Origin of the sequence: Chitinophaga pendula (genome assembly GCF_020386615.1) — a bacterium.
In the GTDB taxonomy this organism is placed as follows: Bacteria; Bacteroidota; Bacteroidia; order Chitinophagales; family Chitinophagaceae; genus Chitinophaga; species Chitinophaga pendula.
The window spans coordinates 1,379,331-1,405,829 of record NZ_CP077769.1 but is presented as its reverse complement, the minus strand read 5'-3'; the positions used below and the strand labels follow the sequence as shown (position 1 = coordinate 1,405,829).

Annotated in this window: 25 protein-coding genes; 6 read left to right on the top strand and 19 right to left on the bottom strand. The window is 41.7% G+C overall.

What is annotated here, in order from left to right:
* The first annotated feature begins 1 nt into the window (after nucleotide 1).
* A complete protein-coding gene (locus tag KTO58_RS05785) occupies nucleotides 2–820 on the top strand; it encodes a hypothetical protein (protein ID WP_095840300.1) in 819 nt (272 codons plus the stop codon).
* Nucleotides 821–1,055: 235 nt separating this feature from the next.
* Here KTO58_RS05785 and KTO58_RS05780 read toward each other — a convergent pair whose 3' ends face one another.
* Nucleotides 1,056–2,303: a hypothetical protein gene (locus KTO58_RS05780; protein ID WP_095840301.1), complete on the bottom strand. Its 1,248-nt coding sequence runs from the start codon at nucleotides 2,301–2,303 to the stop codon at nucleotides 1,056–1,058.
* A gap of 278 nt (nucleotides 2,304–2,581) precedes the next feature.
* The gene (locus tag KTO58_RS05775; protein ID WP_095840302.1) at nucleotides 2,582–2,959 is read right to left on the bottom strand and encodes a DoxX family protein; all 378 of its coding nucleotides are present in this window, start codon (nucleotides 2,957–2,959) and stop codon (nucleotides 2,582–2,584) included.
* A gap of 316 nt (nucleotides 2,960–3,275) precedes the next feature.
* Here KTO58_RS05775 and KTO58_RS05770 point away from each other — a divergent pair, with 316 nt between their 5' ends.
* The gene (locus KTO58_RS05770) at nucleotides 3,276–3,677 is read left to right on the top strand and encodes a DUF4345 domain-containing protein (RefSeq protein ID WP_095840304.1); all 402 of its coding nucleotides are present in this window, start codon (nucleotides 3,276–3,278) and stop codon (nucleotides 3,675–3,677) included.
* Between the two features lie 69 nt (nucleotides 3,678–3,746).
* Here the strand turns inward: KTO58_RS05770 and KTO58_RS05765 are convergent, their stop codons facing one another.
* From KTO58_RS05765 to KTO58_RS05735, 7 genes are all read right to left on the bottom strand, one after another.
* Nucleotides 3,747–5,441 (bottom strand): RagB/SusD family nutrient uptake outer membrane protein, encoded by a 1,695-nt coding sequence (locus KTO58_RS05765; RefSeq protein ID WP_095840305.1) that lies wholly within the window; start codon nucleotides 5,439–5,441, stop codon nucleotides 3,747–3,749.
* A gap of 17 nt (nucleotides 5,442–5,458) precedes the next feature.
* On the bottom strand, nucleotides 5,459–8,485 hold the full coding sequence (locus KTO58_RS05760) for a SusC/RagA family TonB-linked outer membrane protein (protein ID WP_095840306.1): 3,027 nt from the start codon (nucleotides 8,483–8,485) through the stop codon (nucleotides 5,459–5,461).
* A 453-nt stretch (nucleotides 8,486–8,938) separates the two neighbouring features.
* The gene (locus tag KTO58_RS05755; RefSeq protein WP_095840307.1) at nucleotides 8,939–9,970 is read right to left on the bottom strand and encodes an RNA ligase family protein; all 1,032 of its coding nucleotides are present in this window, start codon (nucleotides 9,968–9,970) and stop codon (nucleotides 8,939–8,941) included.
* Nucleotides 9,971–10,088: 118 nt separating this feature from the next.
* Nucleotides 10,089–10,898 carry a tyrosine-protein phosphatase gene (locus KTO58_RS05750; RefSeq protein WP_095840308.1) on the bottom strand — a complete coding sequence of 270 codons (810 nt, stop codon included), beginning with the start codon at nucleotides 10,896–10,898 and terminating at the stop codon, nucleotides 10,089–10,091.
* Between the two features lie 471 nt (nucleotides 10,899–11,369).
* Nucleotides 11,370–11,591, bottom strand: a complete 222-nt coding sequence (locus tag KTO58_RS05745; RefSeq protein WP_095840309.1) for a hypothetical protein — start codon at nucleotides 11,589–11,591, stop codon at nucleotides 11,370–11,372.
* 349 nt (nucleotides 11,592–11,940) lie between these two features.
* Nucleotides 11,941–13,053, bottom strand: a complete 1,113-nt coding sequence (locus tag KTO58_RS05740; RefSeq protein WP_095841692.1) for an acyltransferase family protein — start codon at nucleotides 13,051–13,053, stop codon at nucleotides 11,941–11,943.
* A gap of 292 nt (nucleotides 13,054–13,345) precedes the next feature.
* Nucleotides 13,346–13,723 (bottom strand): 5-carboxymethyl-2-hydroxymuconate Delta-isomerase, encoded by a 378-nt coding sequence (locus tag KTO58_RS05735; protein ID WP_095840310.1) that lies wholly within the window; start codon nucleotides 13,721–13,723, stop codon nucleotides 13,346–13,348.
* Between the two features lie 543 nt (nucleotides 13,724–14,266).
* Here KTO58_RS05735 and KTO58_RS05730 point away from each other — a divergent pair.
* Nucleotides 14,267–15,628 carry a site-specific integrase gene (locus tag KTO58_RS05730; RefSeq protein ID WP_095840311.1) on the top strand — a complete coding sequence of 454 codons (1,362 nt, stop codon included), beginning with the start codon at nucleotides 14,267–14,269 and terminating at the stop codon, nucleotides 15,626–15,628.
* 133 nt (nucleotides 15,629–15,761) lie between these two features.
* Here the strand turns inward: KTO58_RS05730 and KTO58_RS05725 are convergent, their stop codons facing one another.
* Together KTO58_RS05725 and KTO58_RS05720 are read right to left on the bottom strand one after the other, a co-directional pair.
* Nucleotides 15,762–16,442 (bottom strand): hypothetical protein, encoded by a 681-nt coding sequence (locus KTO58_RS05725; protein ID WP_095840312.1) that lies wholly within the window; start codon nucleotides 16,440–16,442, stop codon nucleotides 15,762–15,764.
* 10 nt (nucleotides 16,443–16,452) lie between these two features.
* Complete coding sequence (locus KTO58_RS05720) at nucleotides 16,453–16,935, bottom strand: hypothetical protein (RefSeq protein WP_095840313.1); 483 nt, start codon at nucleotides 16,933–16,935, stop codon at nucleotides 16,453–16,455.
* A 181-nt stretch (nucleotides 16,936–17,116) separates the two neighbouring features.
* Between KTO58_RS05720 and KTO58_RS05715 the strand changes: the two genes are divergently transcribed.
* Nucleotides 17,117–17,545: a helix-turn-helix transcriptional regulator gene (locus tag KTO58_RS05715; RefSeq protein WP_198315011.1), complete on the top strand. Its 429-nt coding sequence runs from the start codon at nucleotides 17,117–17,119 to the stop codon at nucleotides 17,543–17,545.
* 184 nt (nucleotides 17,546–17,729) lie between these two features.
* Here KTO58_RS05715 and KTO58_RS05710 read toward each other — a convergent pair whose 3' ends face one another.
* From KTO58_RS05710 to KTO58_RS05680, 7 genes are all read right to left on the bottom strand, one after another.
* Nucleotides 17,730–18,329, bottom strand: a complete 600-nt coding sequence (locus KTO58_RS05710; protein WP_095840315.1) for a hypothetical protein — start codon at nucleotides 18,327–18,329, stop codon at nucleotides 17,730–17,732.
* Between the two features lie 37 nt (nucleotides 18,330–18,366).
* Complete coding sequence (locus KTO58_RS05705) at nucleotides 18,367–19,140, bottom strand: relaxase/mobilization nuclease domain-containing protein (protein ID WP_095840316.1); 774 nt, start codon at nucleotides 19,138–19,140, stop codon at nucleotides 18,367–18,369.
* Entirely contained in the window at nucleotides 19,130–19,492 is a 363-nt protein-coding gene (locus KTO58_RS05700; protein ID WP_095840317.1) for a plasmid mobilization protein, read from the bottom strand. Before KTO58_RS05700 ends, KTO58_RS05705 begins: the two co-directional genes overlap by 11 nt.
* A 454-nt stretch (nucleotides 19,493–19,946) precedes the next feature.
* On the bottom strand, nucleotides 19,947–20,237 hold the full coding sequence (locus tag KTO58_RS05695; protein WP_095840318.1) for a helix-turn-helix domain-containing protein: 291 nt from the start codon (nucleotides 20,235–20,237) through the stop codon (nucleotides 19,947–19,949).
* Nucleotides 20,238–20,345: 108 nt separating this feature from the next.
* Nucleotides 20,346–21,065: a hypothetical protein gene (locus KTO58_RS05690; RefSeq protein WP_157753164.1), complete on the bottom strand. Its 720-nt coding sequence runs from the start codon at nucleotides 21,063–21,065 to the stop codon at nucleotides 20,346–20,348.
* Between the two features lie 130 nt (nucleotides 21,066–21,195).
* A complete protein-coding gene (locus KTO58_RS05685; RefSeq protein ID WP_095840320.1) occupies nucleotides 21,196–21,744 on the bottom strand; it encodes a hypothetical protein in 549 nt (182 codons plus the stop codon).
* 22 nt (nucleotides 21,745–21,766) lie between these two features.
* Entirely contained in the window at nucleotides 21,767–22,963 is a 1,197-nt protein-coding gene (locus tag KTO58_RS05680; RefSeq protein WP_095840321.1) for an ImmA/IrrE family metallo-endopeptidase, read from the bottom strand.
* 226 nt (nucleotides 22,964–23,189) lie between these two features.
* Here KTO58_RS05680 and KTO58_RS05675 point away from each other — a divergent pair, with 226 nt between their 5' ends.
* Both KTO58_RS05675 and KTO58_RS05670 read left to right on the top strand, forming a co-directional pair.
* The gene (locus KTO58_RS05675; RefSeq protein WP_095840322.1) at nucleotides 23,190–24,209 is read left to right on the top strand and encodes a DUF3644 domain-containing protein; all 1,020 of its coding nucleotides are present in this window, start codon (nucleotides 23,190–23,192) and stop codon (nucleotides 24,207–24,209) included.
* Between the two features lie 535 nt (nucleotides 24,210–24,744).
* Nucleotides 24,745–25,464 carry a hypothetical protein gene (locus KTO58_RS05670; protein ID WP_095840323.1) on the top strand — a complete coding sequence of 240 codons (720 nt, stop codon included), beginning with the start codon at nucleotides 24,745–24,747 and terminating at the stop codon, nucleotides 25,462–25,464.
* A gap of 262 nt (nucleotides 25,465–25,726) precedes the next feature.
* Here the strand turns inward: KTO58_RS05670 and KTO58_RS05665 are convergent, their stop codons facing one another.
* Entirely contained in the window at nucleotides 25,727–26,482 is a 756-nt protein-coding gene (locus KTO58_RS05665; RefSeq protein ID WP_095840324.1) for an SOS response-associated peptidase, read from the bottom strand.
* Between the last annotated feature and the right edge of the window lie 17 nt (nucleotides 26,483–26,499).

Genomic DNA, 26,499 nt, shown 5'->3' with positions numbered 1-26,499 from the left:
CATGCGTTTCTCTATTCTGGTATTCTTTGTGCTACTGATTATAACCGCGTGTAGCAAAATAAAATATGACACAACAGATACGGTATATGGTGGACTTAGTCTTTATAATGCGTCTTATACGCTAAATAGTTATCTTCCCTCTTCCGGCAACCAACGTAGCATCGTGTTACCAATTACCGGAGATTTGAGTCAAACACCACTATTGAAAGGCAGCAGTACACCTATTTTCTCCCCTGCTAGTGGTTGTCGACTTGACTTTCCTGCCATCAACTGGCGTTATGAGGTACCATGGACTGTATTTGATCACTATACACCGGGGCATTATACCGGTAAGGTATATCTTAACAGTACCAATAGCAATAGTTTACTGACATTCCCTTTGAACGTTATCAAAGATCGTATGTCGACCTATTTCATATCTGACAGCCTGGGAACATTTCACTCGTCAATGGTAGAATATGACAATGCTCCTGCTGAAGGTTACATCAGCTTACAATTGATACAACTTTGTCCCGATGCGGATTCAATCAATATGCGGATCGGCAATAACTTATTGGAGGGGATGCAGAATATTCCCTATCGCAAGGTATCACCTATCATCAATTACCGATTACCTGCCGACAGCATATTAAAGCTGAGGGTGTTTAATGGCGGAGATACCCTGCAGGTTATAGCCAGAACAGATTTACCGGTTACTTCCGGCCGGGCTTATATGATCATACTGAAGCACTATCGTCAGACACATGGTTATATCGATCTCGAAGGGCATTCCGTAGACATTGTTCCTAACGCTTCCCTGGACATACGTAAGGTATATTAGCCATTCTTTATAAGCCAAAGCCCGTATAGCCTGATGGCCATACGGGCTTTTATATAGCGTATTTTTATTCAATTAAAAGCCATCAATGACGGATCTGATTCTTCAGATTAAAATGTCTAAACTGCGTGAAATCCTGCACATTACTTGTCGCCAGTTTATTCTGTCCGGATGATTTGGCTTTATTAAAAGCGGGTACCGACTTAAATGCCATTACCATATCGTAATCCATGGCTACTTATCCGGAATCAAATGGCACATTGCCATAATCGTCCCTAAACCAGCGCATCCATTCCGGGCCGCCAGGAGGATAGACAACTAGCCCTTTTGCAGTAAACTTTCCTGGTAACAGGAAAGACTTAAATTGGTCCTGTGCGGGGCTATGACAACTCATACAGGAAGAGATAGGCAGATTCTTGTATACTGAATCCGTCTTCATATCAAAGGCAGCCTGTACTACTGCACCGTCATTCGGTCCACTCAATCTTCCACCCCACCCCAGCGTCTCCTTACTATAGTAAGGTGCTTTACTATTGATGACGGTCTCTTTTAATGGAGGATAGGGAGGCGCGGTCGGGCTGTTTACGTCCGGATCGTTCCCCCACATGGCCCCCAATGGGACCATCTTCTGCCAAAAAGTGCCTTTAGCATCCTTATCATATACAAAGGTAGAGTATACCCAGCCTGTCTTAGGAGCTGTTTTGCTGTCTTTTACCACTACATCCATCTGGAAGAAACTAACTTTACGCATCTGGTAGCCCGTTTTGCGATCAGCTGTGGTAGGTACTGTATCATATATACTAAAGGTTTGCGCGCCATTCATTACCGACCATTGCGGATAATTTATATTCGAAAAAGCCAGTTTTACAACTACGCTTCCTTCTTTAAACTGAGTAGCATCGTTCAATAGATTCACTTTCTGCCCTGTTTCTCCCCATATCTGACCGACGGTATATCCTGCCGTCGAATCATACAACACTAGCACATAACCCGCTTCGTTTTCATGTAAGGTCGAAAACATCCCGGCAGGATTAGGATTTCCCTGGTAAGTACCTAGAATGGCCTCCCTCTCCAATCCCAGCCAGGGTTCATGAAACCAGCCGTATTTAGCTGCAGTCCAGTTTGTATTATTGTTAAAAAATGGTAATATTCCAGGTGCGATATAACTCTTCAGAGAGTCCATATAAGCAAACACATTTAAGGCAGAGATAGGTTTTCCTTTCAATGCTTTTTGCCAGGGAGGATCTACTACTGTCTTTGCTTCTCTCGGATAATCATGGCTAAGTACGAATAACGGATGATCATACTGCTGCTTGGAAGGGATTGAATCCCGATGATTCAGAAAAGCACTATCTGTGTAAGCTATCTCCTGATCAGTTTTGGTTTTGGGGGCTTTGGACTGATTATTACTTGCGCAATTATATGCAACTACAACTATAACGGATAACGTAAATAAAGTATAGGCAAACGTATTTCTTGTTTTCATAGCGGGCGGAGTTTTGGTTTTAACAATTGTATAATGGGATAATAAAAGCCTATCTGGATATTGAGGGATATTTATCGAACTGACAATCTACTTCCTTGTAATACGTACATAAATATATATTAAAAAGATAAATTTTCACAATTTAAAATAAATAAGGGCCAGTTCCGTAGGAGTTTATTACACATGTATAAAGGGTCCAGTATCCCGCTACTTCTCCTAAAAAAAACGACCTGCTTAAAGCAAGTCGTTCTTTATATCAGGAATGCGTAAGTACTATCTTATCTTACAAGCGGCATATACTTTTCGCGGTTTTCAAAGATCACCCAGAGATTGATTGCAAATAAAGTCAACGCTATGGGTAACCCGGAAGGTGCTGAGTTAATATTGATCAAAAGGATCCCTATCATTACCGGAAATATAATGATTGCACCTAATGCCCTGTATCGGTTCGTGATAAACAGAATACCACCTACGATCTCCACTATTCCAACCAATGGTATTAACCAGGTTATCTGACTGATTGCCCCCATTAGCTTCATCATGCTCTCAGGCATATCCTTGGGCACCGGCATGTAGTTTAAGAATTTGTTGAGACCGGCATTAATAAACATTAAACCGAATAAGAGACTGATAACAAATAGCACTTTCTTTTTCATAGCGTTTTTTTTGACAAGAGTTATTATTATAAAGTTGATTGTTGTTAATGACAGTGAATACTTTCAAACTGACGACACAAAGATAATCCCGGGAATCATTCTGCTTCCTGTGCAAACAGGACTTTCATGGGGTGGATTTGCGACAAAACAGGTCTCAAAGCCCCTCTTTCACGGATATTTATGCCTGGCAATGAAGGAAATTTAGCCTTTGGTTGAACTTTCTTACAATATGAAAATTAAAAAAATCTTGTTATAAAACAAGATTTACGACAAATACCATTGATAGTTTTGAATAGAGATTAAACTTATATTGAAGATGAAAATCCAAACTATTACAAAGGTATTTTTAAGCCTGACAGGTATTGCGTTCCTGAATATTGCTGTACAGGCAATTCTCAATCCACAATCGATCATGGACCTCGTCTCCGTGCAACTGGACAACATAAGTGCCAGGAATTCCATAAGAGCCTACTACGGTGGTGTGAACCTGGCATTCGCCATCTTTCTCCTTTATGGGGCTTTTAAAATGCAAAGAGAAGCCCTGACGCTGGTTTTCCTGTATTGCAGCGGCTTTGTTGCCGGAAGGCTCTATAGCATACTTACGGAGGGCAAACCAAGCGCCTTTATATTGAATTGGCTAGTGATAGAATCCGTACTTGCCATCCTATCATTTCTGCTGCTCCTCAAAGCAAAAAGACGCTTGTCCCCACTGGCATAACGCTTTAAAAAGATAGCGCTCAGTAGCCTGCAGGCCACTGAGCGCTGTTCGAAGTATTATTAAAATCGATTAGTAACCGGGATTCTGGGTCAGATAACCGATCAATACGCTGGACCCGTCCATCTGCGTTTGCGGGATTGGGAAGATGCGTTTATTCTTGTCAGTATTATTCTTCTCTGTCCAGGAAGACTCATACTTACCGAAACGTATCAGATCAGTACGACGTTGTGCTTCCCAGTAGAACTCAAAGCCACGCTCACGCAACAGCAGATCGAGGTCGATAGTTGCCAGCGGAGTGGCCGTGTTACGGGCTGTCCTGGAAGTACGTACAGTATTTACATCTGCGAGTGCTGCTGCCGGCCCCTCTCCCCTTCTGAGTTTTGCTTCTGCCCTCATCAGGAATGCGTCTGCATAACGAACTATTACGATGTCATGTTCGCCGAAGTTCCTTCCGCTTACAGAAGTTTTACTGAATTCATACTTAGACACACGGTAGCCGGTATTGTAGTCACTGCCTGCTGCAGTAAAATCCACTTGTTCGGTAAAGTTAACTGGTAGCTCAGGCCTGCTACGCGTATCATGAAACAATTTACGCACCTTCATCTCTCCGCCATCACACTTCAAAAATACATTATCCTTATTACGCACAAGGCCATATTGCTGTCCACGAAGGATACCACGATTAATGTTGAAGCGGGATGCCTCTACGCAGGAATCGCCCGGATTGGTGTAGATAGACAGGTTTTGTTTGAAAAACCGGGAATCAGCCTGTGCAGGATCAAGCGGTGCAGTAGCATTGGCCCATGTGCGGTAAAAATCGGGGGTGATGGCAGGTCCATCCGTACCATTCGCACCTGGATAAGCTGGCAATGGGAACATGTCGCCGGAGAGAGAGAAATAGGCCATACGGTTGTGGCCATTCAGGTTGGCGCGTTGATCTACTGCAAAGATCAACTCTTTGTTGGTATGGTTAGCATCATCAAAGATGGCAAAGTATTCAGGAGAAAGGCTGTACTGACCACTGGAAATGATCTTATCGCAATATTCCACCACTTTATCCATATCTTCTTTCTTAAAATTGAAAGTAGCGGCATAACGGTCATTATAAACCGCTGCGTTCAGGTATAGACGTGCCAGTAAACCCCATACAGCACCTTTGGTGATACGACCCGGGCCAGCATTAACTGTTACTATAGGTTCGATCGCCAGCAATTCTGATTTAATATGTTCTACCGCTGCAGCACCACGCAATATCTTGGATACCTGTTGTGGGTTCTCTTTTACAAAAACGATCCCGAACAGGTCTAACGACAACATAGAGTAGTAAGCCACCATCCCTCTTGCTTCTGCCAGGAAAAGTGGTGCATTTGCATCTTTGTTGTTCTTTAATACCTCGATAGCAGTAAAGGCACGCGAGGCACCCTGCATGATATTATTCCAGGTATTACGAACGTTAGGATCGCTACTGGTCGTTTCATGTTTATGTAAAGAGAGATAAATACCATTATCTCCCCAGTCTTTGCCCCCGCGGTATGGGAGAATGGCTTCATCCGTAGATATTTCCTGCAGGGCAAAATAGTTAGTATGTAACCAAATATCAGGCAGGTTGGTATAAGCCCCTACCATCAATCCTTCTGCTACTTCCTTTTCTGATTGCCGTGAAATGAGAACTTCATCCAGTACGTCCTCTTTCAGTTTGGTACATCCACCGGCAACAGCCACACCTGCCAATAAGATCAGTATATATAATTGAATCTTTTTCATGTTGTTTACTTGAATGCTTAGAATGAAACATTTAAACCAAATACGATAGACCTGGCTTTAGGATAGCTCATGTAGTCAATACCGTACGAATACACGCCTTCGACCTGTTTGTCTGTATTCACCTCCGGATCATACCCATTATACTTGGTGATCACAAAAAGATTCTGACCGGTCACAGAAAGACGCAGGTTGCTGATATAGTTATTAAGACCTAATGCACGGGTATTAAAATTGTACCCCAGCGTTAAGTTGTTAAGACGTAAGAAGGCGCCATCCTTCAAATATCGGGTGCTTACCGGCGCCGGATTATTAGTTGCCTCCTGCGGATATTGAAGCGCCTCTGGCGTTACGTTCTGACTTTTAAACAGCTGCAATTTGGAGAAGGCCGCATTAGTAGTGTTATCATATATTTTATTGCCTGCTACACCGTTAAAATTAACGGTCAGATCAAATCCTTTATAATTAACACTACCAAAAAAGCTATACATCTTATTAGGTAATGCAGTACCCGCAGCAATACGATCCTCGTCACTTACAATACCATCCTTGTTCGTATCTCCATAAATACTCACTCCATTGGCGTCAAATCCCTTCCATTCTTTGAGGAAAAAGGTACCAATAGGCTGTCCATTCACGTAACCATTAATTGTAGTAGAGGTAAGCCCAGCACCGGTAGCTGAACCGGATGGAATTACTTTAAATGGAGAATTCTGCACTTTGTTATTTAGGAAAGTAATGTTACCTCCTATATTAAAGCTAAGGCCCGAAGAGAATGTTTTATGATAATCCAAGTCGATCTCTATTCCATAATTAACAATATTCATATTCTTGACATTCGTCCAATAAGTAGACGTTGGAGATACCGGGTCAGCAGCTACAACATTCAAAAGCATATTGCTGGACACTTTCCGGAAATAATCTACAGTACCAGACAATGCACCGTTGAACAACGAAAAGTCTACACCCAGATCCACTTGTTTGGAAACCTCCCACTGAATATCTGGGTTGGCCAGGCGTTTGTAAACCGTACCTGGGATAGCAGGGCCACTGGGATACAACGGATAACCAATACCACCGCCTATTTGAGAAGTATAAAACGGTTGTGTGATCTTGGCTGGGATTTCCTGGTTACCGGTTTGTCCCCAACCAGCACGCAGTTTCAGGTTGCTAAGCAGTGTAGATCCTTTTAGGAAAGGCTCTTCTGAAACGCGCCATCCAAGTGAGAAAGATGGGAAGTACCCATACTTATTATTACTTCCGAATTTGGAAGAACCATCCATCCTGAAGTTGGCGGTAGCCAGGTATTTATCCCGATACTGGTAGGTAACCCTGCCAAAGAAAGATTGTAATTCGTTGATCTCCGCAAAACCACCTGGCATATTACCTAAAAGCGTTAACTCCTGTCCTACTCCCGGATTATAGATCGGATCGATCGTTCCCACCGCAAATTTGTTAATGCTGGTATTTCTACCCTGGATAAACAACTTCTGGTAGGAATGTCCTACCAACGCAGACACGTTATGTCCACCTTTTTCAATGTTATAAGTCAGGTAGTTCTCAATGAGGGTATTGCGATTATAGTTGTTCCAGGTCTCCAGGCGGCCATCTCTCTGTGGTACAGCTGTAGCTTTGGAAACGATATCCCTGTTACTGTTAGAATTGTCAATACCAAAGTTGAGCTTATATACCAGCCCTTTGATGATGCGGAGGGAAGGAGAGATATTACCGGTAATACGGGTAATGTTACCCAGGTCATAATCATTATCAAAATACATCAATGGGTTGGTGAGACCTTGGTAAGAAGCCCATTTCCCATCCGGTCCATATGCTGAATACGTAGGATTGTTTGACAACGCACTACCAATAATAGAGCTAACCGGCGGACGAAGATTTTTGGTATTGCTGATGCCCAGATTCACATCTATTACGAGACGATCGTTATCCCAGAATTTCTGTGTAGCGTTGAAGCGACCGGAATAACGGTTCATTTCGTTATTCTTAATGATGCCTTGCTGCTTCTGCATGCCGAAAGACGCATAGTAAGTCAGCTTATTGGAACCACCGCTCAGTGCCAGATTATGGTTCTGAGTAAGGGCCGTCCGGAATATTTCCTTCTGCCAGTTGGTATTCCCCCCCTTATCATCCAGTGTACCGCCTACTTTTACCACTTCCTTACGGAATTCGTCAGCAGATAATACCGGCAGCTCTTTGGAAACTTTTGACACACCCACACTAGAGGAGAATTGCAGTGTAGAAGCGCCGGCCTTCCCTTTTTTAGTAGTGATCAGTATTACACCGTTGGCACCACGGGCACCATAGATGGCAGTAGCAGAAGCGTCTTTCAGTACATCCATTGATTCGATGTCCTGCGGATTGATGGTCGTCAGTGGATCTCCACCGCCGGTGCTCGCATTGTCTAATGGCAATCCATCAATTACAAATAACGGTGTACTACCGGTACGGATACCTCCGGGACCACGAACGGTAATACCTTGCGTACCTCCCGGCTCGCCACTCACAGCTGTTACATTCACACCAGACACTTTACCTTGCAGTAACTCCTGTGGTGAATTCACAATACCCTTGTTAAACTCTGATGACTTCAGCGTCTTTACAGCACCGGTAACATCCTTTTTCCGCTGCGTACCGTAACCTACTACCACTACCTGGGAAAGGTCTGTAGAAGAAGCACGGAGCAATACGGTCAACGGTTTGCCGTCGAGCGGCACTTCCTGTGTTACAAAGCCCACAAAACTAACTACCAGTGTAGTTACATTTTCAGGAACTGAAATGGAGAAGTTTCCCTTTCCATCAGTACTGGTGGTCTTTAAAATTCCCTTGACGCCCACGGTAGCGCCGATAAGAGGTTCACCACTAATAGCATCCCGTACAGTACCTGTAATTGTCTTTTGCTGCATTACCGCATACCCAGCAGTTGGTATGGGTAAGGCCCCTGCATGAGCAACCAGGGGAATTGCGTCGCATAAAGGCAAAAAAGCGAATACCAGCGCGAGGTTTCGCTTTTTCAAGTAGATTTGGTTCATGAAACTCTTTTGATCAGTTAATGTGAAAAAGTGTGCAAAGCAAGCAATCGATTGTTATCAGACTGTTACGCGTAGCTGAACAGATTGTTATTTCTTGATTATTAGGTGACAGGATGACACTTACTGAACGAAACGTGGAATAATTGTTAATGCAACAGTCATATTTAGAAGTGCCCTCCATAAAACAGATCACCTGAAAAAACCATCCAATCCATTCTATGCTTGTATGTTTATTCGATGGTTCTTATCAGAACATATTCTGGTTGATAGATTTCAAATTATAAGTGTACATCTGCCAGATAAAACGTAGAATAATTAGTATGACAGCACCTTTGACGCTCATGAAGTGGCACCTGGCAATGTTTCACCACTTCACGAATGCTCCTTCAGGAGATCGGCCGTACAAAATAATAATAGTATTTCAGTAATACAATACCCTGGTGATTTAACTCACTAACCATTACCACTAGTAATAAACGCCTCAATACGCGCCGCTATCCGGTCTCTCACCCACTGCAGGTTCCGCTCTTCCAACTCACCCAGGATATCATTATTATCAAGGTTAAAGTCTACATATACATCTTCCAGGAATTCGGCTTTTATCTCCGACATCCGCTTTTCATTGGCCTCGTCCAGTCGCCCGATCTTCGACAATACACTGTTTAGCCGGTTATCAGTAATATAATTACTCATTTCTTCTACCAGGAACGATAACTCCTCCGACAATGAAATAACATCCGGTATAAAGGACCATTTCTCCGCTTCATGGAATTTCTTTTCCTCATCGAACTCCGGGTTCTTGATCTTGATAATTGGCCGTACTGCCGGAGCAGGCAAGCCCGAATGACTCAGGGGTTTCACGACAATACCCTCGATGAGATTAGGGTTAAGTACCGGCAGGCCGAAATGCCCGGGGATCATGGAATCAATTCTGGTATCGAACTGTAACGCTTCATTCCATTTTCCCGAAAATAGCACCTTCGCATAAAAGATATCGAAGCGCTCAAAATAGGATAACGCCTTATCGTAATCAATATACTGCTTTATCCCTGCCCACTCCACAGCAATATCGAAAGCACAAAAACGGACAGCCGGGCTATAGTAAACACCCGTCTGAATAGCCTGTACATACGGGTCTGGGACTACATCCGGATGCGGGTAAGCTCCTCCAAAAAGCTCTCCGTATATGATATATCGCTGGCCAGGGATATCGTGGTGCAGTTGCTCAAACAGGCGGATCAACCGATCTTCCAACTGAGCTGCCACCACCTGGAAACCGAAAAAATCATCCTGCCAGCTCAGATATTCTTTACGTTTGGCATATAACAAGCGACGGTCTTCGTATACGAAGCTGAAGTTAGCTCCATGTACTTTCTCTGTAACCACCCACTTCAATTTGTTCAGATGATGCTGGTCTTTCTCCGATAAATTAAGCCCTTTCAGGCGCTTAGGCATTTTCTCATACTCGGCATGCTTACTCGTCATATAGGTCAACCGTTTAAAACATAGAAAAGATAGTCTGCTACATCAGACTGCAAAGTACATAATAAAAGAGATACCGTTTGGTATCCCTTTTTATTACGATCGTATGTAAATGGCGATCCTAGTGAGTATATTTCTTCCGTAATAGCGCTATTTCATCCGGACCTACTCCCAGTTCAAGTGCAAAGAACCGTTCGATGCTCCCGTATTGTAGTTTGATAGCCGCAAACATACGCTGCAACCATTCAGGTCTTAGTTCCAGTGCCTGGCGGATCGTATCGGTATCTAACCCGGTAGCCTGCGACATCCCCTTGAACATTTTTCCATACATCGGTTGTAAATAGGTATTGCTGGCAGTGAAATCCGCTTCAATAGTAGTAAGCGGCACTCCCAGTGCATATAGGAACAAAGCATTGGCCATGCCGGTGCGGTCACGTCCGCCCGTGCAATGGAACAATACCGCTTCCCGCTCCGGCATCGCCAATAGCTGCTGGAACAGCGGCCGGTACCTCGCCCCTAAGGGCTTAATGTTGCTATAGAACTGCTCCATAAATTGCCCTTGTTTTATCAAGGCCGCCATCTGCGCAGGATCAGGTAAACTGTCGCTACCCGCCGGGCATAACAGGTAACGTACGCCCGCAGGCAGCCGGTCCGGAGCCACCGCCGACTCTCTTACGCCCCTGAAATCGATCACACTGGCAATATGCCGCTGCTTTAATATCTCCAGGTCTTCATCCGTCAGATGACTGATATCCGCCGAACGGTATACTCTATCCCACGTTACCTGCCGGCCATCAGCAGTCTGATAGCCGCCCGCATCCCGGAAATTAACAGTCCCCTGCAGCCGCACTACCCTGCGTACACTATCTGCCAGCTGTGCAAATGATAATAAAGGGATAAACAGTATAACACCTAATACCGCTTTTTTCATATGTGCTCTTTTATCTGATAAGTGATAGTAACTGTGACTTCACAGCCATCTCGCTAACAAAGGTGTACTTTCCGTGTCAACGGTACGACCTGCTGCTGTGGCAACTGCCATTTGTACGTATTTTCGACGCACACGCACTAGCTACAATTGATTATCAAATACTTGTAACACATTAAGAAATTATTACCTCCCCGGAAAAATGCTTCGGTTATCCCCTCAAAATGAAAAAAAGATACCTGTTAACAGTTTCTCCGGTAACCTGAATTTCTCATTAGGTAAAAAGCTATGATGATAGAATGGATGTTTTTACCCGCATATATAAGAAAGAATCGTAAATATCCTTCAGGGAACAGTAACAAATAGCATTAAGGTAGAGTTAATCTATGCTCCTCTTGCAATCAATAAATGATATGGTATCATGTGCTATAATTGCCAGTCCCCTGGTTATGTCGGCAATGCCCTCTGTAACAGTTATTGCTGAGAGACCTTTTTGATCTCGTTAAGATGAAACACACCACTTTTAAAAATACCCTGGTCGGCCCACTCCGCCCATTGGCACAATACAAAATTTGACTTCTCTTCAGTATATATCAAACCTCCTGGTCCGTAATAGGCAAATGAATGGATAACGGCAGATTTGGCTATTTGTTTGATCTTAACCTCTTCGCCAATCTGGAACTCTTTTTCCTGCATAGTAATTTAAATTTTCAAAAACCCCCAAAACATATTCCCCTCAGGGAGGGGCACAATAAATAGTAAAAAGTGCGGCGCAAAGATATGACAGTTGTATATAAAAAGATGCTGCTTTTGTGCTTTCCTTCGTTAATCATCGGTTAATACACAGGTCTTTTCGGAAAATCCACCCGCCCAGCCATCGCAATCTTACGAGTAATGGGACCTATCCGACAGCCTGATGTCATGTATTATTTTTTTATTACACCTTTTGTATAAATAAGAAGGCACGCGCCCGCGTGCCCACTCCACCAAAAAATAGTTCCGTCCGCTTCCCCCTCTTGCTGCGATGACTTTCTTCCCTGCTTATTTATCCTAGCTTTTTACTCAGCCATTTGCGAACCGGCTCATCATACCACTTCAAACTTGCATACGCGAGCATAACACTACCTGTTAGGATCAATAGGGCATAAGGCCAGATCTCCGCGAAGGTCACTCCCTTGTGGTTACTGATCCAGGCAACGTAAAAATATACCAGCGGATAATGTACGAGGTAAAGCGGATAAGAAATATCCCCTAAGAATTTGCATATCCTTTGTTCCATCTTAGTAACTACCACGCCACTGGCACCCAGGTAAACAATCAGCGGGAAGACCACGATTATACATACCGATTCATATAGGCCATTCATCCAAAGATGCTCCACACCGCCTATACGGGGCATATATAAGACGAGGGCGACCAACAGGCTGCACCACAAAAAGGCTTGTTTGATACGGATGGGTTTAGCTATACGTGAAAGCAGCAGACCAGCAAAGAAAGGATACATCGTCCGGGTGATACCAACGCGTACTTGTTCCGCATTAAGTGTCCAACCTCCGCTGACATCTCCGTTAGGACTGGTAATGGCCAAATGAGCAAGCGCCGCAGCAGCGATTAACACCAAAATAGTCAATACGGTCTTTGAACACTTCCGAACCCCGATGGCGTATAGTATATTGGCAATGTATTCAAAGAATAATGACCAACCGACACTATTAAGCGGGTGCATCTCCTCCCACCCTCTTATGTCCAGCGATAAGGGAACAGGTAAAATAGTATACCCGATAATCAGCACCAGCAGCATTTTCCACAGCGGCACAGTGTGGATGAGAGGCCATATCGTCGAATCTGTAAAATAAAAACCGATGGCTCCCAGTGTCATCCCTAACACCACCATGGGTTGAAGCCGTTCGATGCGGCGCTTGAAGAAAGTGCCTATCGTCATTTTATCCCAGCGGTCATCATAAGCATAACCGATCACAAAGCCGGACAACAGAAAGAAAAAGTCAACAGCCAGGTAACCATGATTGACCAGGATATCCAGGTGCCCGGTCCCTAATGGCTCTGTCAGGTGAAAGGTCACAACGATAATCGCCGCGACACCACGTAACCCGTCCAATATGGGATAATGCGGCTTTGGGGAAAGACTATTACTATTCATTGATCTTTGAATATTGAAAACAACCAGGTGCCAGTCACACCTTAACAAGCTCCTCAAAAGCGCCCGCTCCCTATGCCCGTTCATTCAGCATGAATAAACGGATAGTGGGTTCGTAAAAATAAGTAAGCGACTTATCTACATGTAAGCAAATTGTATCAAAATCCAGGCAGATCGTTTCATTTTTAGTCCATTCACAAAGCTGGTGGCACACGCCAGATATGGGGAAATGATATTCCGCACAATAAAGTATAGGACGATGTAGAAGAGAAAGGATCTGATACGTGGATCCTTATCAAAAATGTCTGTTCCTGTCTGTATTAAGAGGATTGATCAATGATTTATTACTGTAAGTAGCCTGTTCAAACTCCCATACGTTCATGGATAGAAATGAAATATCAGCCAATAGCGGCGCCAGCTTTTGTATAACGATGTCGGAAAGTGCTGCTTTCTGGGCAGTCGTTCTACCTTCCATAATACTTGCATAAATGTGCAGGAAGCTATCCTTTTCATCGCCTAATTTATAGTCATCATAACACCTGATCCGGACTTTAATGTCATTGGGGGCAAACAATCCGGTGGATTCAGCAGCAGCGTATACAGTATCCATAATAATAGCTGCCGGCTGCTGAGCCAAGACATTACTGGAACATTCTATTACAAAGTGAGGCATACCATGAAATGATTAAAGATGAAATTTTAAAGACAAAGCTACCGGGCATTTTAAACGGTTTAATTACGCAGGCTATGCTCAAGTAGGCAAAGTAGAAAATACTATTTACATTTCAGGTATCCCAACGAGTGATTTAAGCCCGGATGGTATCTTCAGGTTTACAAAGCGTTGGGAGATTGTTTAAAAGCATTTAGAGCATCTCCAAAAATGTAGTAAAAGAAACCCTTTATACAACAGATATTGATACAATGAAAAAATACAAAGATTCAAGAAAAGACTTTTATAAAGGAGATTTCCCTGCGGCGTCATGGGTGCAGGTGAGCCGATTGTAGGAAGCAAAAAAAAGACTATCAAAATTGATAGCCTTTTTGTGATCCCGCTGGGATTTCGTTCAGCCATTTTAAGTTTACAGGTCTTTACCTAACTTAATTATAAAGTTCTGATTTTCAATATCCTATAACAACGATTGAAATTTTTCCGCCTTACCTTTATATCGGTTAACAGCATTGAACTCAACTAAAAACTCGACTAAAATTTTTGAGTATGCTGTTACCAATCAAACTAATCTGCCCAAAGGGCAAAATGCGCAAAGATGGCACCTGTATCGTTTTTATCCAGTATTGCGGGGATAAAACCATTCTCCTGAATACAGAAATAGCCATTCCCCCCAAATGCTGGAACCGGAAGTTTCACCGTATTACCGCCGATCTCCCCGCAACATATGGGGCCGCTGACGATCTAAACGGCCAACTGGCAGCCCTACTACGAAAAGCAACCGATATTATTACTCATGCGGTGAAAAAGAAAGTACTGGATATATCTGCCTTTGCAAAGAAGACCTTTCACCCGGCCTTTGATACAGCCACGTTGGAAGAAAAGGCCAAACAGGCCGCGGCCCTTAACCCCAAAACAAATTTAGAGCTGATATTTCAGATTGAAGATTATATCAAATGTAAGCGGGATAAGGTTTCTAAGGGTATGCTAAACGTCTACAAAAACATGAAAGATCATATGGCAGCCTTTCAGGAATACAGGAAAGCTCCTATTACATTTGATTCTTTTGATTTTAATCTCTATGAAAGCCTTGTTAACTACCTCACTTATGACTATGTACAGCGCCGTAAATCGGAAATAATTAACGGCAAAAGAGAGCAGATTAAAGGGCTTAAAACCTCTACAGTTGGCAAAACCATCAAACAGCTACGTATATTCCTGCGGGATAGGATGCGCCGTAAAATCATCTCCCCGATTGATTTATCGGACTTTAAAATACTGGATGAAGAAGCGGACGCCGTGTATCTGACATGGGCGGAAATCGCCCAAATATATCAAATCGACCTTTCCGAACAACCGCACCTGGCTAAATACCGGGATTTGTTTGTCCTCGGCTGTCTGACTGGTTTAAGGTTTTCCGATTTTTCCTCTATACAACCGGAGGACGTGCGGAAAGGGTCACTATATAAGAAACAGGAAAAATCTGATCATTGGGTTGTTATACCGTTAAGAGATGCAGCAGAAGAAATACTGATCAGGCGCTTTAACCGCCAGATCCCCATTGTAAGCAATCCTGAATTTAACCGCCATATCAAAGAGGTGGCCCAACTGGCGGGCATTTGTGAGTTAATAAAGTTCTCCCACAAAAAAGGTAATAAGGATATAGTACAGGTAAAGCCCAAATATGCGTGGATTACCTCTCACACCTGCCGCCGCTCATTCTGCACCAATGAATTTCTGGCGGGAACTCCTGTCGAGCTTATAATGAAGATCAGCGGCCATAAAAGCCTGCGTGATTTTTACAAGTATATCAGGATCACCCCTGAAGAAGCAAGCCGGAAGATCCGGGAAATATGGGAAAAAAGAGGCGATATAGGCATATCTGCTACAGCCTTGCAAAATGTCGGGTAATCATTACGGGGGAGGCGCTGCCGCCGCGCCATCCCCCTAGCCCCCTCCCGGCAAGGGTTTCAAACAATGGATGCTAAAAAAAGGAGCGTTTGAAATTTCAAACGCTCCTTTCGTCTGTAACCCTCTATAGTCCTCATGCTTCATCCTTTTTCTGGCTGGCTTCACTAGTTACTTTATCATAAAATGATTGACGATATTCCCTAACATCAATCAGGTGCCCCGCTTCGATCAGTTTTTCAAGATGTTTCTTTATGCCCAACATATCAAAATCTAATGTTTCATCAAGAAACGTTCTGCGAGATACGCCCATAGAAAACAATTCACGGAGTAACTCTCGCCATTCCCCCAATGTGAGAAAAGAAAAAAATTTCCCTAACACCTGATATGGGTTTAAAAACTCTTTATAGGTAAGGCTTCTAGGGAAATTTTCCCATACTTCACGATAAGCTATGGCTTCCCCTTTACTCTGCCTGATCCATGCACAAAATAACCGGGGGTTCATCAGGTCAATTTCTTCTTCATCTTCGCCTTGTATGGTGATCGCTTTCCTTCCGCTGTTGTCCAATTGTTCAACCAAAAAGGCGGCTTCAATTAGTAATTCCGTTCTTTCATAAAAGAATTGCAGCCCGGATGCCGATAGCTTGCTAGGCTTTTCCTTACTGGTTGAACATAACCACTTATTCAAAATTTGCCTTGCCCGTGGCATATCATGCGCAGAATAGTATTCGTGTATGACTTCGTACGGGTCGCGGATTTCCTCTGTTGTTAAGCGCAGGGGAAGGTTATCCCACGCGCGGGGAGTAGTAAAATACATAGCTGGGGATTTATAAGTTTGAAATATTGGTTTGTGACTTCATGCAACCGGGAAAGGCTGTAAGGATGCGCCCTCCGCTATCCGTTAAAACGGTTAAAAGACTGGTAGGAAGCTGGTTAAAGTCGTGGCCTATTGTTTTCCCGGTATCAATAACCCTTTTAAGGTAGGTAGCCCCGGTAACCTGCTCAACCGGCTCTGTATTGGCATCCCGGAGCAAGGCCAAAATTTCCACTACCGGAATAGTGAATTTACTGACACTGGGGTGTCTGGGAATTTTATAATGATGCCTTTCCATAATATGAGCCAGCGCCCCTACAGTGATATAATAAGATCTGCGGAATAACTTTTTCCTGTCCTTCATTGGTACGCTGAACATAGCAGCGTTAACCAATTCATTTAGCCAGTTTTGCGTGTCGCTAAGTAGGAAAACCAGCCGAAGCCACTCATCTTCATTAAATGGCGGGCTTAGATGAAGCTTTTCTATTTCTTCCATAGCTTAAATTTTGGAGGTTATTTAAACTTGGATGCAAGATCAGATGTAATAAAATCATAATCAATTCGTTATTAGCATAGTTTATGGGGATAGTCAAGTATTTTAGCGGGTAAATTATCCGGATTAAAGGCATATTTTAGCAGTAGAAAAATCTTATATTTGTTACATGAGCATAACTACTATGAACAAAAACATCCATGAAGGCCGGAATATCAAGCGATTCCGGGAAATGTTGAACATAACCCAAGAGGCAATGGCGGCTGATCTAGGTGACGATTGGACGCAAAAGAAAATTTCCTTGCTTGAAGGGAAAGAGAAAGTAGAACCTGAAATCATTGATCAGGTTGCAAAGGTGTTGAAAGTGCCAGCCGAAGCCATAAAAAATTTTAGTGAAGAAGCTGCCAATAACTATTTCAATACCTTTAATGATAGTAGTGTCAACAGCGGCACTGTTGGTTGTACAAATTACAATTGTACGTTCAACCCTTTGGATAAATTTGTAGAGGTGGTTGAGGAAAACAAAAAACTGTATGAGCGTTTATTGCAGGTGGAGCGCGACAAAGTGGAAATGATGGAGAAGCTGTTGAATGAGAAGAAGGGCGGAAAATAAAATACTCCCAAAGTAAAAATATAGAAAGCCACTGCATAAAAATGCGGTGGCTTTTTTGTAACTGGCTATCAAGGCAAGCGGCCTCAATTGCGACAAAACACAATCACACCATTGTTTGAAACCCCTGCCGGGAGGGGGCGCGGGGGATGGCGCGGCAGCAGCGCCTCCCCCGGACAAATATGCGTTAACGGATTTTTCTTGCTTTACTCCTTAACTGGCCTGCTTCTTCCTCCTTTTCCCGTGCTTTTCGTAGCATAGCTGCTATGCGTTCCCTTTCATCCTCCCACTTTATAACGCTATCCCGGAAGGCTTGCGGGTTTATGTGATACAGGCTATCCGTTTTAGACAAGAAAGGGCGTAAGGGCTTCCCAGCCTGTAGCAATACGTAACGGTATTTTATATCCCCGGTCCTGTAGTCCTGTAGCATTGAGCGGGTATTGAATAACCATACGCCAAATAGAACAAGCAAGAGGAACAGACCGGCACAAACGACCATTCCCCCATTTACATGATGATGGTGTTTAATTTCCTGTATGGGCGGACGTTTCAGCAGGTCATTATTTACTTCAAGATGTTGCGATAGTGTATAAATCGCTCCTGTCGGGAATTTTAACCGTTCCGGCATTGCTGCCATATCTGCTTTTACCTGCTCCAAAGTGGAACAGACACGCTTTAGTTGTTCTGAATAGTCTGGTACTTGTGGCACCCCGCTATTTACTTGATGGATACCTTCATCAACTTTATTTAACTTGTCTACAATCGTCTGCAATAACAACTCATTCATAATACATAGTTTAATTCATTTTTAAATAGATTTACTGTTACAACCGCAATCCACGCCTGTTTTGCGGTTTCTGTTCCTGTGCCATCTGCTGCTGCATTGCCTTCTGTAGCCCTGTTATAGAGTACTTCCGGTCGATGCTGCTACCCTTAAAGGCATACAAGCCTTTTTTGAAACTAATCCCCTGTAGTTGCTGCGTATCTCCTTTGTACTTATACTGTATATCTATTCCTTTTTTCGTCAGCTCCTTTTCCAGTGCTGGCAAGATTTTACAGTGGTGCAATGCTGATTCGATGGCCTGAAATATTTCATAACGGGCCTGCTCTTCATTGTTAAGGGCTTGTAAGTTGGTAAGGGCTATTTTCTTTTCAATAGCAGGAATTAACTGATACTTCTGTGTAAGCTGTTGCGCGGCCTTCTTCCCACGCAAGCCTATCCAACTATCGCTGATCGACTGCCCTTTGTTATTAACCAAATTAGCGACAATGTGCAAGTGCAGGTGGTTGGTATCTGTATGTTTGGTTATCACATATTGGGTGTCTGTGATGCCTATTTTTTCAAGATACTCCCGCGCAATCTGTGCCATCGATTCATTGGTTAACTGCTCACCAGGATAAAAACTAAGGATGCCATGAAAAACAGCTTTTCGTTTATCCGGTAACTGCTGCCGGTTCACTTCAAAGTCATGCCCCATATACCAGTAGCTGTATTCTCTCACCCCTTCCGCTTCCAGTATTTCCGCCCGCTGTTCATCGGCGCAGATATAGCGACAGCAGCCATAAAAGGATTTACCGGTTATTACTTTACTTATCACGCTTTAACCAGTTTAAAAGGTTATCAATCTGCTGACGGTAACTTTCAAAAAGTAGCATCGCGCTCAACATCCCCTCTTTGTGGGCCTGTTTTGATACCTGATTGATATTATTGGCCATTCCTATCAACTGTTTGATATATGCCCGTTCTTCGTCATTTAAACGGGCTATAACGTCTCCAAACAAAGCCATCTGACGGATATAGCCAGTGTAACGCATACGGGCTTTAATGGCCTTCTCCTTAACGATAAAATACTCGGCTTTGGTAAACCTCACGCCTGTACGTATTTCCTTCCTCACGGCTTTGGTGGGTCTGCCGCCTTTGCCTTTCTTCTTTTCCTGTGTCTGTTCCATATCAGCTACGTTTAAATCTTCAAGGGCTGGCAGCTTTGCTGCCCTGCCCGATCTTCCCGTACAGGTGGCAACGCCGCCTGTACAATCTCCGCTAAGCTCTCCGCACTTCCCCCTTGCGACCACCGGGAGCGAGGGGGCGAGCGGTTTTTGCGCAGCAAAAACACCGCTCGCTAACGGAGCGGAGCCCGTTCCGAATCCGCGAACGGGATGCCGGAGGCGGCCCGTTCAATCTCCGCGGGTGGGGCCTGCGTAGAGCAGCCCCGCCCGATCTCCCCGTACAGGTGGCAACGCCGCCTGTACCATCTCCCGGAACGGGATGCCGTAGGCGGCCCGTTCGATCTTCGCGGGCTGGGGCCTGCGTGAAGCAGCCCCGCCTGATCTCCGCGACAGGTAGCTACGCTGCTTGTCATTCTTTCGGCTGTCCTCCGGGCTGCAATAATTGCTGAATGTCGTTCTAAAGAAAATAGACCCTCGACCGGATTTTGTACGGCTTTAGTTTGCCGTGTTTTATCCAATCGTAAATAGTAGGCTTAGTAACCTGAAATAGTTGACAGACCTCACCGATTTTGTAGAGGGGTTTATAGGTGAGGCCGGGGGTATCATATGCCGGGGTACGTACCGGCCGTTTTTCCAGTTGGCTAACTTCTTCACGTACCAATACACGCAGCATTTGCCAAAACTGTTCCGGCTCAATCGGGAACAGTATTGGCGCTGCCGTCTGCACATTGCTTTCTCTCCTTTCCATATTATACCGATTTATACGGCAAATATGGTTGCTCAGGAAAAAGAAAACAGGTTAAGTATACTTGTTTGGCGGAAAAAGGAAGGTTTTGGCTGTATGTTCTGAATGATATTAGGGCCTTTGAAATTGCTGCTCCAAATGCTTTAGCCTTTGGATACCTTCTTCAAACTGCATTGCTTCTAAGATTGCATAGGCTTCTTCAAAACTTTTGCTTACTTCTACAAGATGGCGATGTTCCAATTTGGCCCTTTTATCCTTCTTAAAGATCAGGTCAAGTGCTTTTTTGATTCCATCAGGGCTTGACCCGAAAATTTTGTGCAACAGGTCTGCGCATTTATCACTGGGGGTTAGGAAATTGGCTTTACTGGCTTTATCAAATGCGTAGAAGAAAAGTACCAAAGCGCGGTTTGTTAACTGGTCTTGTTTACACTTTTCCAGCCATGCACGCTCACGGCCTTCATACGCCGCTATTACCGTTTCCAGCTTTGGCAGAAACTCGCCGGTAAATATGGGCCGATAAAGAATGAAATACAACGGCAGATATGCGGCTATTCCCAACGTCACGCCGACAAGCATAAACATACCATTCAATTGACCATTGTAAAACCAGACAGCAACAGCGGCAACAACAACCAAAAGCGAATAATGCCAAAGCGCATTACTCCAATACTCATTAATCATATGGCGGCGGGTTGCCTCTGCCGGCCAACTGGCGTAAATATCGCGCTGTCCTTCATGAGTTTTACGAAAACGAGAATAAATGTAACTGTATTCAACGGGGAGATCAAAGGTGAAAAAGGATTTCAACTGCTTCATATTCAAACTTCTCATATCCTAAAATTTTAAGTAAGGAAACAACAACTAATATAAAGATACTGCATTGAGAAACCAGTATCCAAAATTATTTTGCCGTTTCTTTACATGATCGTAGAACTATGATACGAACACGACAGGTTAAACCTTAATTACCTCTGCTAATATTTAGCATAGCTTGAGCAACAGCCTTCACGGAGGTATCATATTCCTCGTGACCATAGCCGTGACGCTCATTGAGTTCATAAAATTCTCTGTATATATCAAAAGGGCTTTGTGAATCAGCAACCCATTTAACAACTATATCTAAAATTTCATTCATTACCGGCTGATAAGTCATTCTGCCATCTGACTTCCTAATACCGTTGTTATCACATTTCCTTTTTCCTAGATTAAGGAAAATATTTTTCTCATCATAGATAATTTCCCTCATTTCCTTATAGTCTTCACCCTTAGGTAAATGGTCAATTAGAAGCTTTCTGATACCTTTGTAATACAAATTGTACTTCTCATCAGGATTCTCGAATGCTCTGCCTATCAATTCGCGTAGCTCATTTATCTCTTTCAGATCGCCCGTTTCAGCGCTAATAGTCAACTGTCTTCCAGTTTTCTGTTTCGATTTCAAGAGTATTTCCATTCTTTCAATATCAGCGGCGGAAAGCTCCTGCTCTTCTTTTGTCTTTTTGTTTTTTTCCATTTTATTTTATTTAATTGATTCACTAATTCAATTCCAATACACTTTTTATTTTCTCACTTGCCGCCTTTATATTCACATCACTCCATTTTAATGGATTTAGCTTTTCAACGGCATTAATATAATCTGGGTAAAACTCTTTAAAAGCAGCATGATAATTTTTACCATACAGCTCTTGTTGATACCAGACAAAAAATGAGTAGACTAAAGAAACCTCAATTTCGTTTTCGCGCGCAAAGCGGCTGACCATATATGGATTATTAATAAACCTCTTTATATAATGAAAATTATCTTCGGGCATAAAATATTCCCTAGCGAAAGAATCAGCTTTTTCCTCAGTCAAAAAAAGATCGGAATCACCAGAAAGGTGAAAACTATTCCTTTCAATTTCCTGAAAGTCGAACAATACATGATGGAGCTCATGCAGTAAAGTGAACCATATGGTTGGATATTTCTTAAGATAATCTGTTAAAACAATACAGGGCTTTCCATTGACAATAAAAGTTGCTCCTCTAACCTGGGTCGTAGAAAGATAATTCTGAAATATTACGGTTACACCAATGCTGTAAAGTGCCTTGCAGACAATCAGTAAACCATCTTTAATATTCTCTGTATAGGGCTTAATTTTAGGAATTAAATCTTTCAATCTCTCCCGATCATATTCATTTGGGTTACTAATATTGCGAAATGTCTGATAGGCAGACTTTACCCAAAAATCTTTCATTTTATCAGAAAAGGGCCTCTTTCGCACTCTGCTATAGAGGGGTTCCTCCAATTGTTCTTCATATTCTGCAATAGAGCTGAATCCGAAAAAGTCTAAGACCTTTCCAACCATTGAGTCTATATCATCATTTGAATGAAAAAAGCCTTCTTTTGCCAACGTCTTCATATCAAAATGCTTCAGAACAAAAGTTGCCTTTCTCGCAGACTCTATAGATGCAATGTTTTCCGGGCTTTGATTCCGCAGCACAACTGAAATAAATTCATTAATATCTCGCTCTAAAAATTCTGCAAGTTTGACTATATGGATAAGATTTGGCTGTTTCGCAGAACCATTAATTATTTCTTCAAATACATCTTTATCTATGTTAAGAAATTTGAGCGCTTTGGTCTTACTTAGATTGTATTCCTCAATTTTCTTATCAAATTGTTCTTTGATGTCTAATTCTACCTTATTACTAAAGACAGACTTCAACAATTCATTTATATTTAGATTATCCATTTCAAGGGTATTTACCCACAAATATATGAAAAACTATTCAAATCAATATATTTTAACGGGTAAATACCCACTAAAAAATGAAATAAGCGCCAAAACACATTAGACAATATCGTTATTACTCATTAAAATCCAAGAGTGACATGATTTCAGGGCTATCCATTGCCAATTATTACTAATAGATGCTAATTCATTAAAATACAGTATATTACTTATACAAACTGAATCAATGTCAAGACCTAATATTCTTCTTGAGAAATCTATAGCTTCTTGCATTTCTGCAATCGAGATTTATAATAAACCGGATTTCAGATATAGAGAGGAAACATTTTCCATATTAATCATTAACGCTTGGGAATTGCTACTTAAAGCGAAGATTATTAAAGACAATAAAAATGATGTAAAATCGATATATGTCAAGCTCCCAAAGCAACTAAAGAATGGGATAAAGTCCACCAAACAGACTGTTCCCAAGAAAACCAGATCAGGGAATCCAATGACAATAGAAATAACTAGAGCCATTGAACTAATTGAAAAAAATCCACACAACAAAATAACTCCTGCACTGAAAGAAAACATTATTTCATTGTTAGAGATAAGAGATAATGCAATACATTTCAAGAATTCGGAAAGCGCACTCTCCAAAATAGTTCTTGAACTTGGAACAGCCTCACTTAAAAACTATTTGACAGCAATAAAGAATTGGTTTAAGAGAGACTTATCTAAATACAATTTTTTCCTCATGCCAATGTCTTTTTTCCATGAGCATGATACAATAAAAAGCTTTTCTACAAGAAACACTTCTGGTTCCGCAAAAAAAATCATTAAATACATTGCTGATAAATCAGCTCTATATCCTTCAAAATCAGAAAATGATTATAATCTCCTGTTAAAGTTAGAGACAAAATTTGTAAAGGCAGAAACAGAAGCAATGTTAACAGTTAAAACTGTAGCAAAGAAAGAAGATGCAGAAAACCCCGATCAAGTTGCGGAAATAATATTGACAGAGGAAAATATTAGTCAGAAATATCCTTGGAGGTATGAAGACTTATTAGGCAGGATGAAACAACGCTATTCGAATTTTAAACTAAACGAAAAATTCCACAAATTTAGAAAGCCCCTAGAGAATAATCCGAAGTTTTGTCACCGTAGAAAATTATATCCCAACAACGATAAAAGCCAAGTGGCGAAATTTTATAATCCTAATATCCTGAGTGAATTTGACAAGCATTATACAAAGAAAAAATAGGCATTTATAGATAACTGTTTAATGCTTTATTATTTGCGCAAATAACGGTAGGGGCATGTTAATCTCTGTATGTTTATTTTGTACCTTAGTAAAAGCTGATTAACCTGTATAAAGTACGGGAAAGAAATCGGAGTTATACAAAAGGAACTCGACTAAACGCTCAACTAAAAAAGAAAAACCTGCGACTAGCGCAGGTTTTAGAAGTTGCTTGTGAACCCTATGGTACAAAACTCGAACTCCTTTATTTTTGATTTACGAAAATTAGCCGAGATAACTTAATATCTATAGAAAGAAGTCTAAATATCTTCAATAAATATATAACTTTTATGTCAAGCGTTAAAAATTCGCCATTTCAACTGAATGAATTACATTAAATTAGAGTTTAAACCCGGTACGAAACGAAAAATAACAGAAGAATCAAAGTCAGAAGACGCAGCAGATATCAGAGAAGCTTGGAATCGCGATTGAAATTATCAGGGATACTGTTATTCTGATATTTCTATAAATATTATATAAAATTCAACTATAAATATACATGAATGATTTAATGTTAAATATATTTGGAGGTATCGTAGGTGGTATTGTTTCGGGATTTTTTGTTTATGTGATCCAAGTAATGCATAACAATCACAAAAACAAAAAAGATGAACAACAACGACGAATCGTCCAACCATTTAAAGACAGCAAAGTAATAACGACTGATATTTTACGATATCTGAAGCCAGGCGTGAGTCTAGAACTTGCAAAAAATCATTTAGGAACGTTTTATAAATATGCTAAAGCAGATAATCCCATATTTTATGAAAATGACAACTCCTATTTTGAAACAAATTCTTACCTATACGTATTTAGCAACGCATATTTAAAAATCACCTCTGAAGATAATATTTCGATAGATAGTATAACTGTTATCCCTTTCTATCCCGATATTGAAATTGATGTTTGGCAAGAGTTAATTGGTGCAAAGGAGACAAGGCTTAATAAGATACTATTTAGTGAGGAAATGATCGATAGAATATTCGAAAGAACTGTTTTAAGGACAACACACGAATCTATATGTGCATTTAATATTTTCATTGGTAGACCCAAATACCAATATTATACCTTTTTTGTTAACGCAGATTTTGATTGGATGAATGAAGACGACATTATATACGAAAATCTTATTGGCAAAGAAATATTTGGAATTTGTGTAGGACATCTTAATACGAAATCATTCTATATTTATGATTATGAAAAAATAGACCGAACATAGAACTTGGCCCTCCTCTCACATGAAGAATAATTTCATTAATTCCTATTTGTTAATCCGTAATTAACAAATAATGATTAACAGTCTCTCCTGCTTAAATCTTTAACTTCATTTTAGTTTCAAACAATAGCCGAAAAGGGGCTCTCCAATTTAATTTGGCAGAGCCCCTTTCATTATAATTATTGCAAATTCAATATTCCTTCTATAGTCAGGTGGAATTATATTATGCTTTCATTCAAAAAAAATCTCTTTTTCTCCCGACAATTCAAGCAATTATTTCAGGCAATCCTTCGTATGAAAACGGTGTTATCACCGACACGTTATCCTCCTTTGCTTTTCTTACGGAGTTTACTGGCCAATATTCCAATTGCCCAGATGGTATAGAATAGGAAAGTATTTCTTTGATATCATTATCGGAAAGGGAAGGATCTAGCCAATGCCGTTCCAATTCCACGGGCAGCAACAATGGCATTCTTCCAGCATTCTCACCACCATTATGGATTTGCCTCATTACGTTATTAGCCTCCCTAGTTATTACTGTAAAAGTACCTGGTAGCTCGCCCGTACTAATATTGGGGAAATGAGAATATTGGTAAAGACCGGCGATAAAAAATACGTCACGTCCTTTTTCACGAATGAAATATGGCACCTTGTTTTTCCTGTTAGGTATCTCTCTATGCTCGAAAAATCCCGACGTTGCCACTAAACAACGATTATTACGAATCCTGTTCCAATATGCCTTTGGGTCAAATATCTTTTCTGATCTCGCATTCACCATCCATTTCCTACTTTTCTTCACATCTTCTTGTGTCTTCATATATGGAGCAATGATCCCCCATTCAAAACGTCGTAGTGATAAATTACCAGAAGAATTGATGATAATCGGCCAGCGGGGATAGCTTTGCGCAACTCTATGATATGCTGGCTCAAATTCTAAAAAAAGACCTGCGTCCTGTTTAATTTCTGGCAAGTGTTCAATTATGCTATCAATAGAACATGAAAAAGAAAGATCATAACACATAAAAAAAATTTAATGTT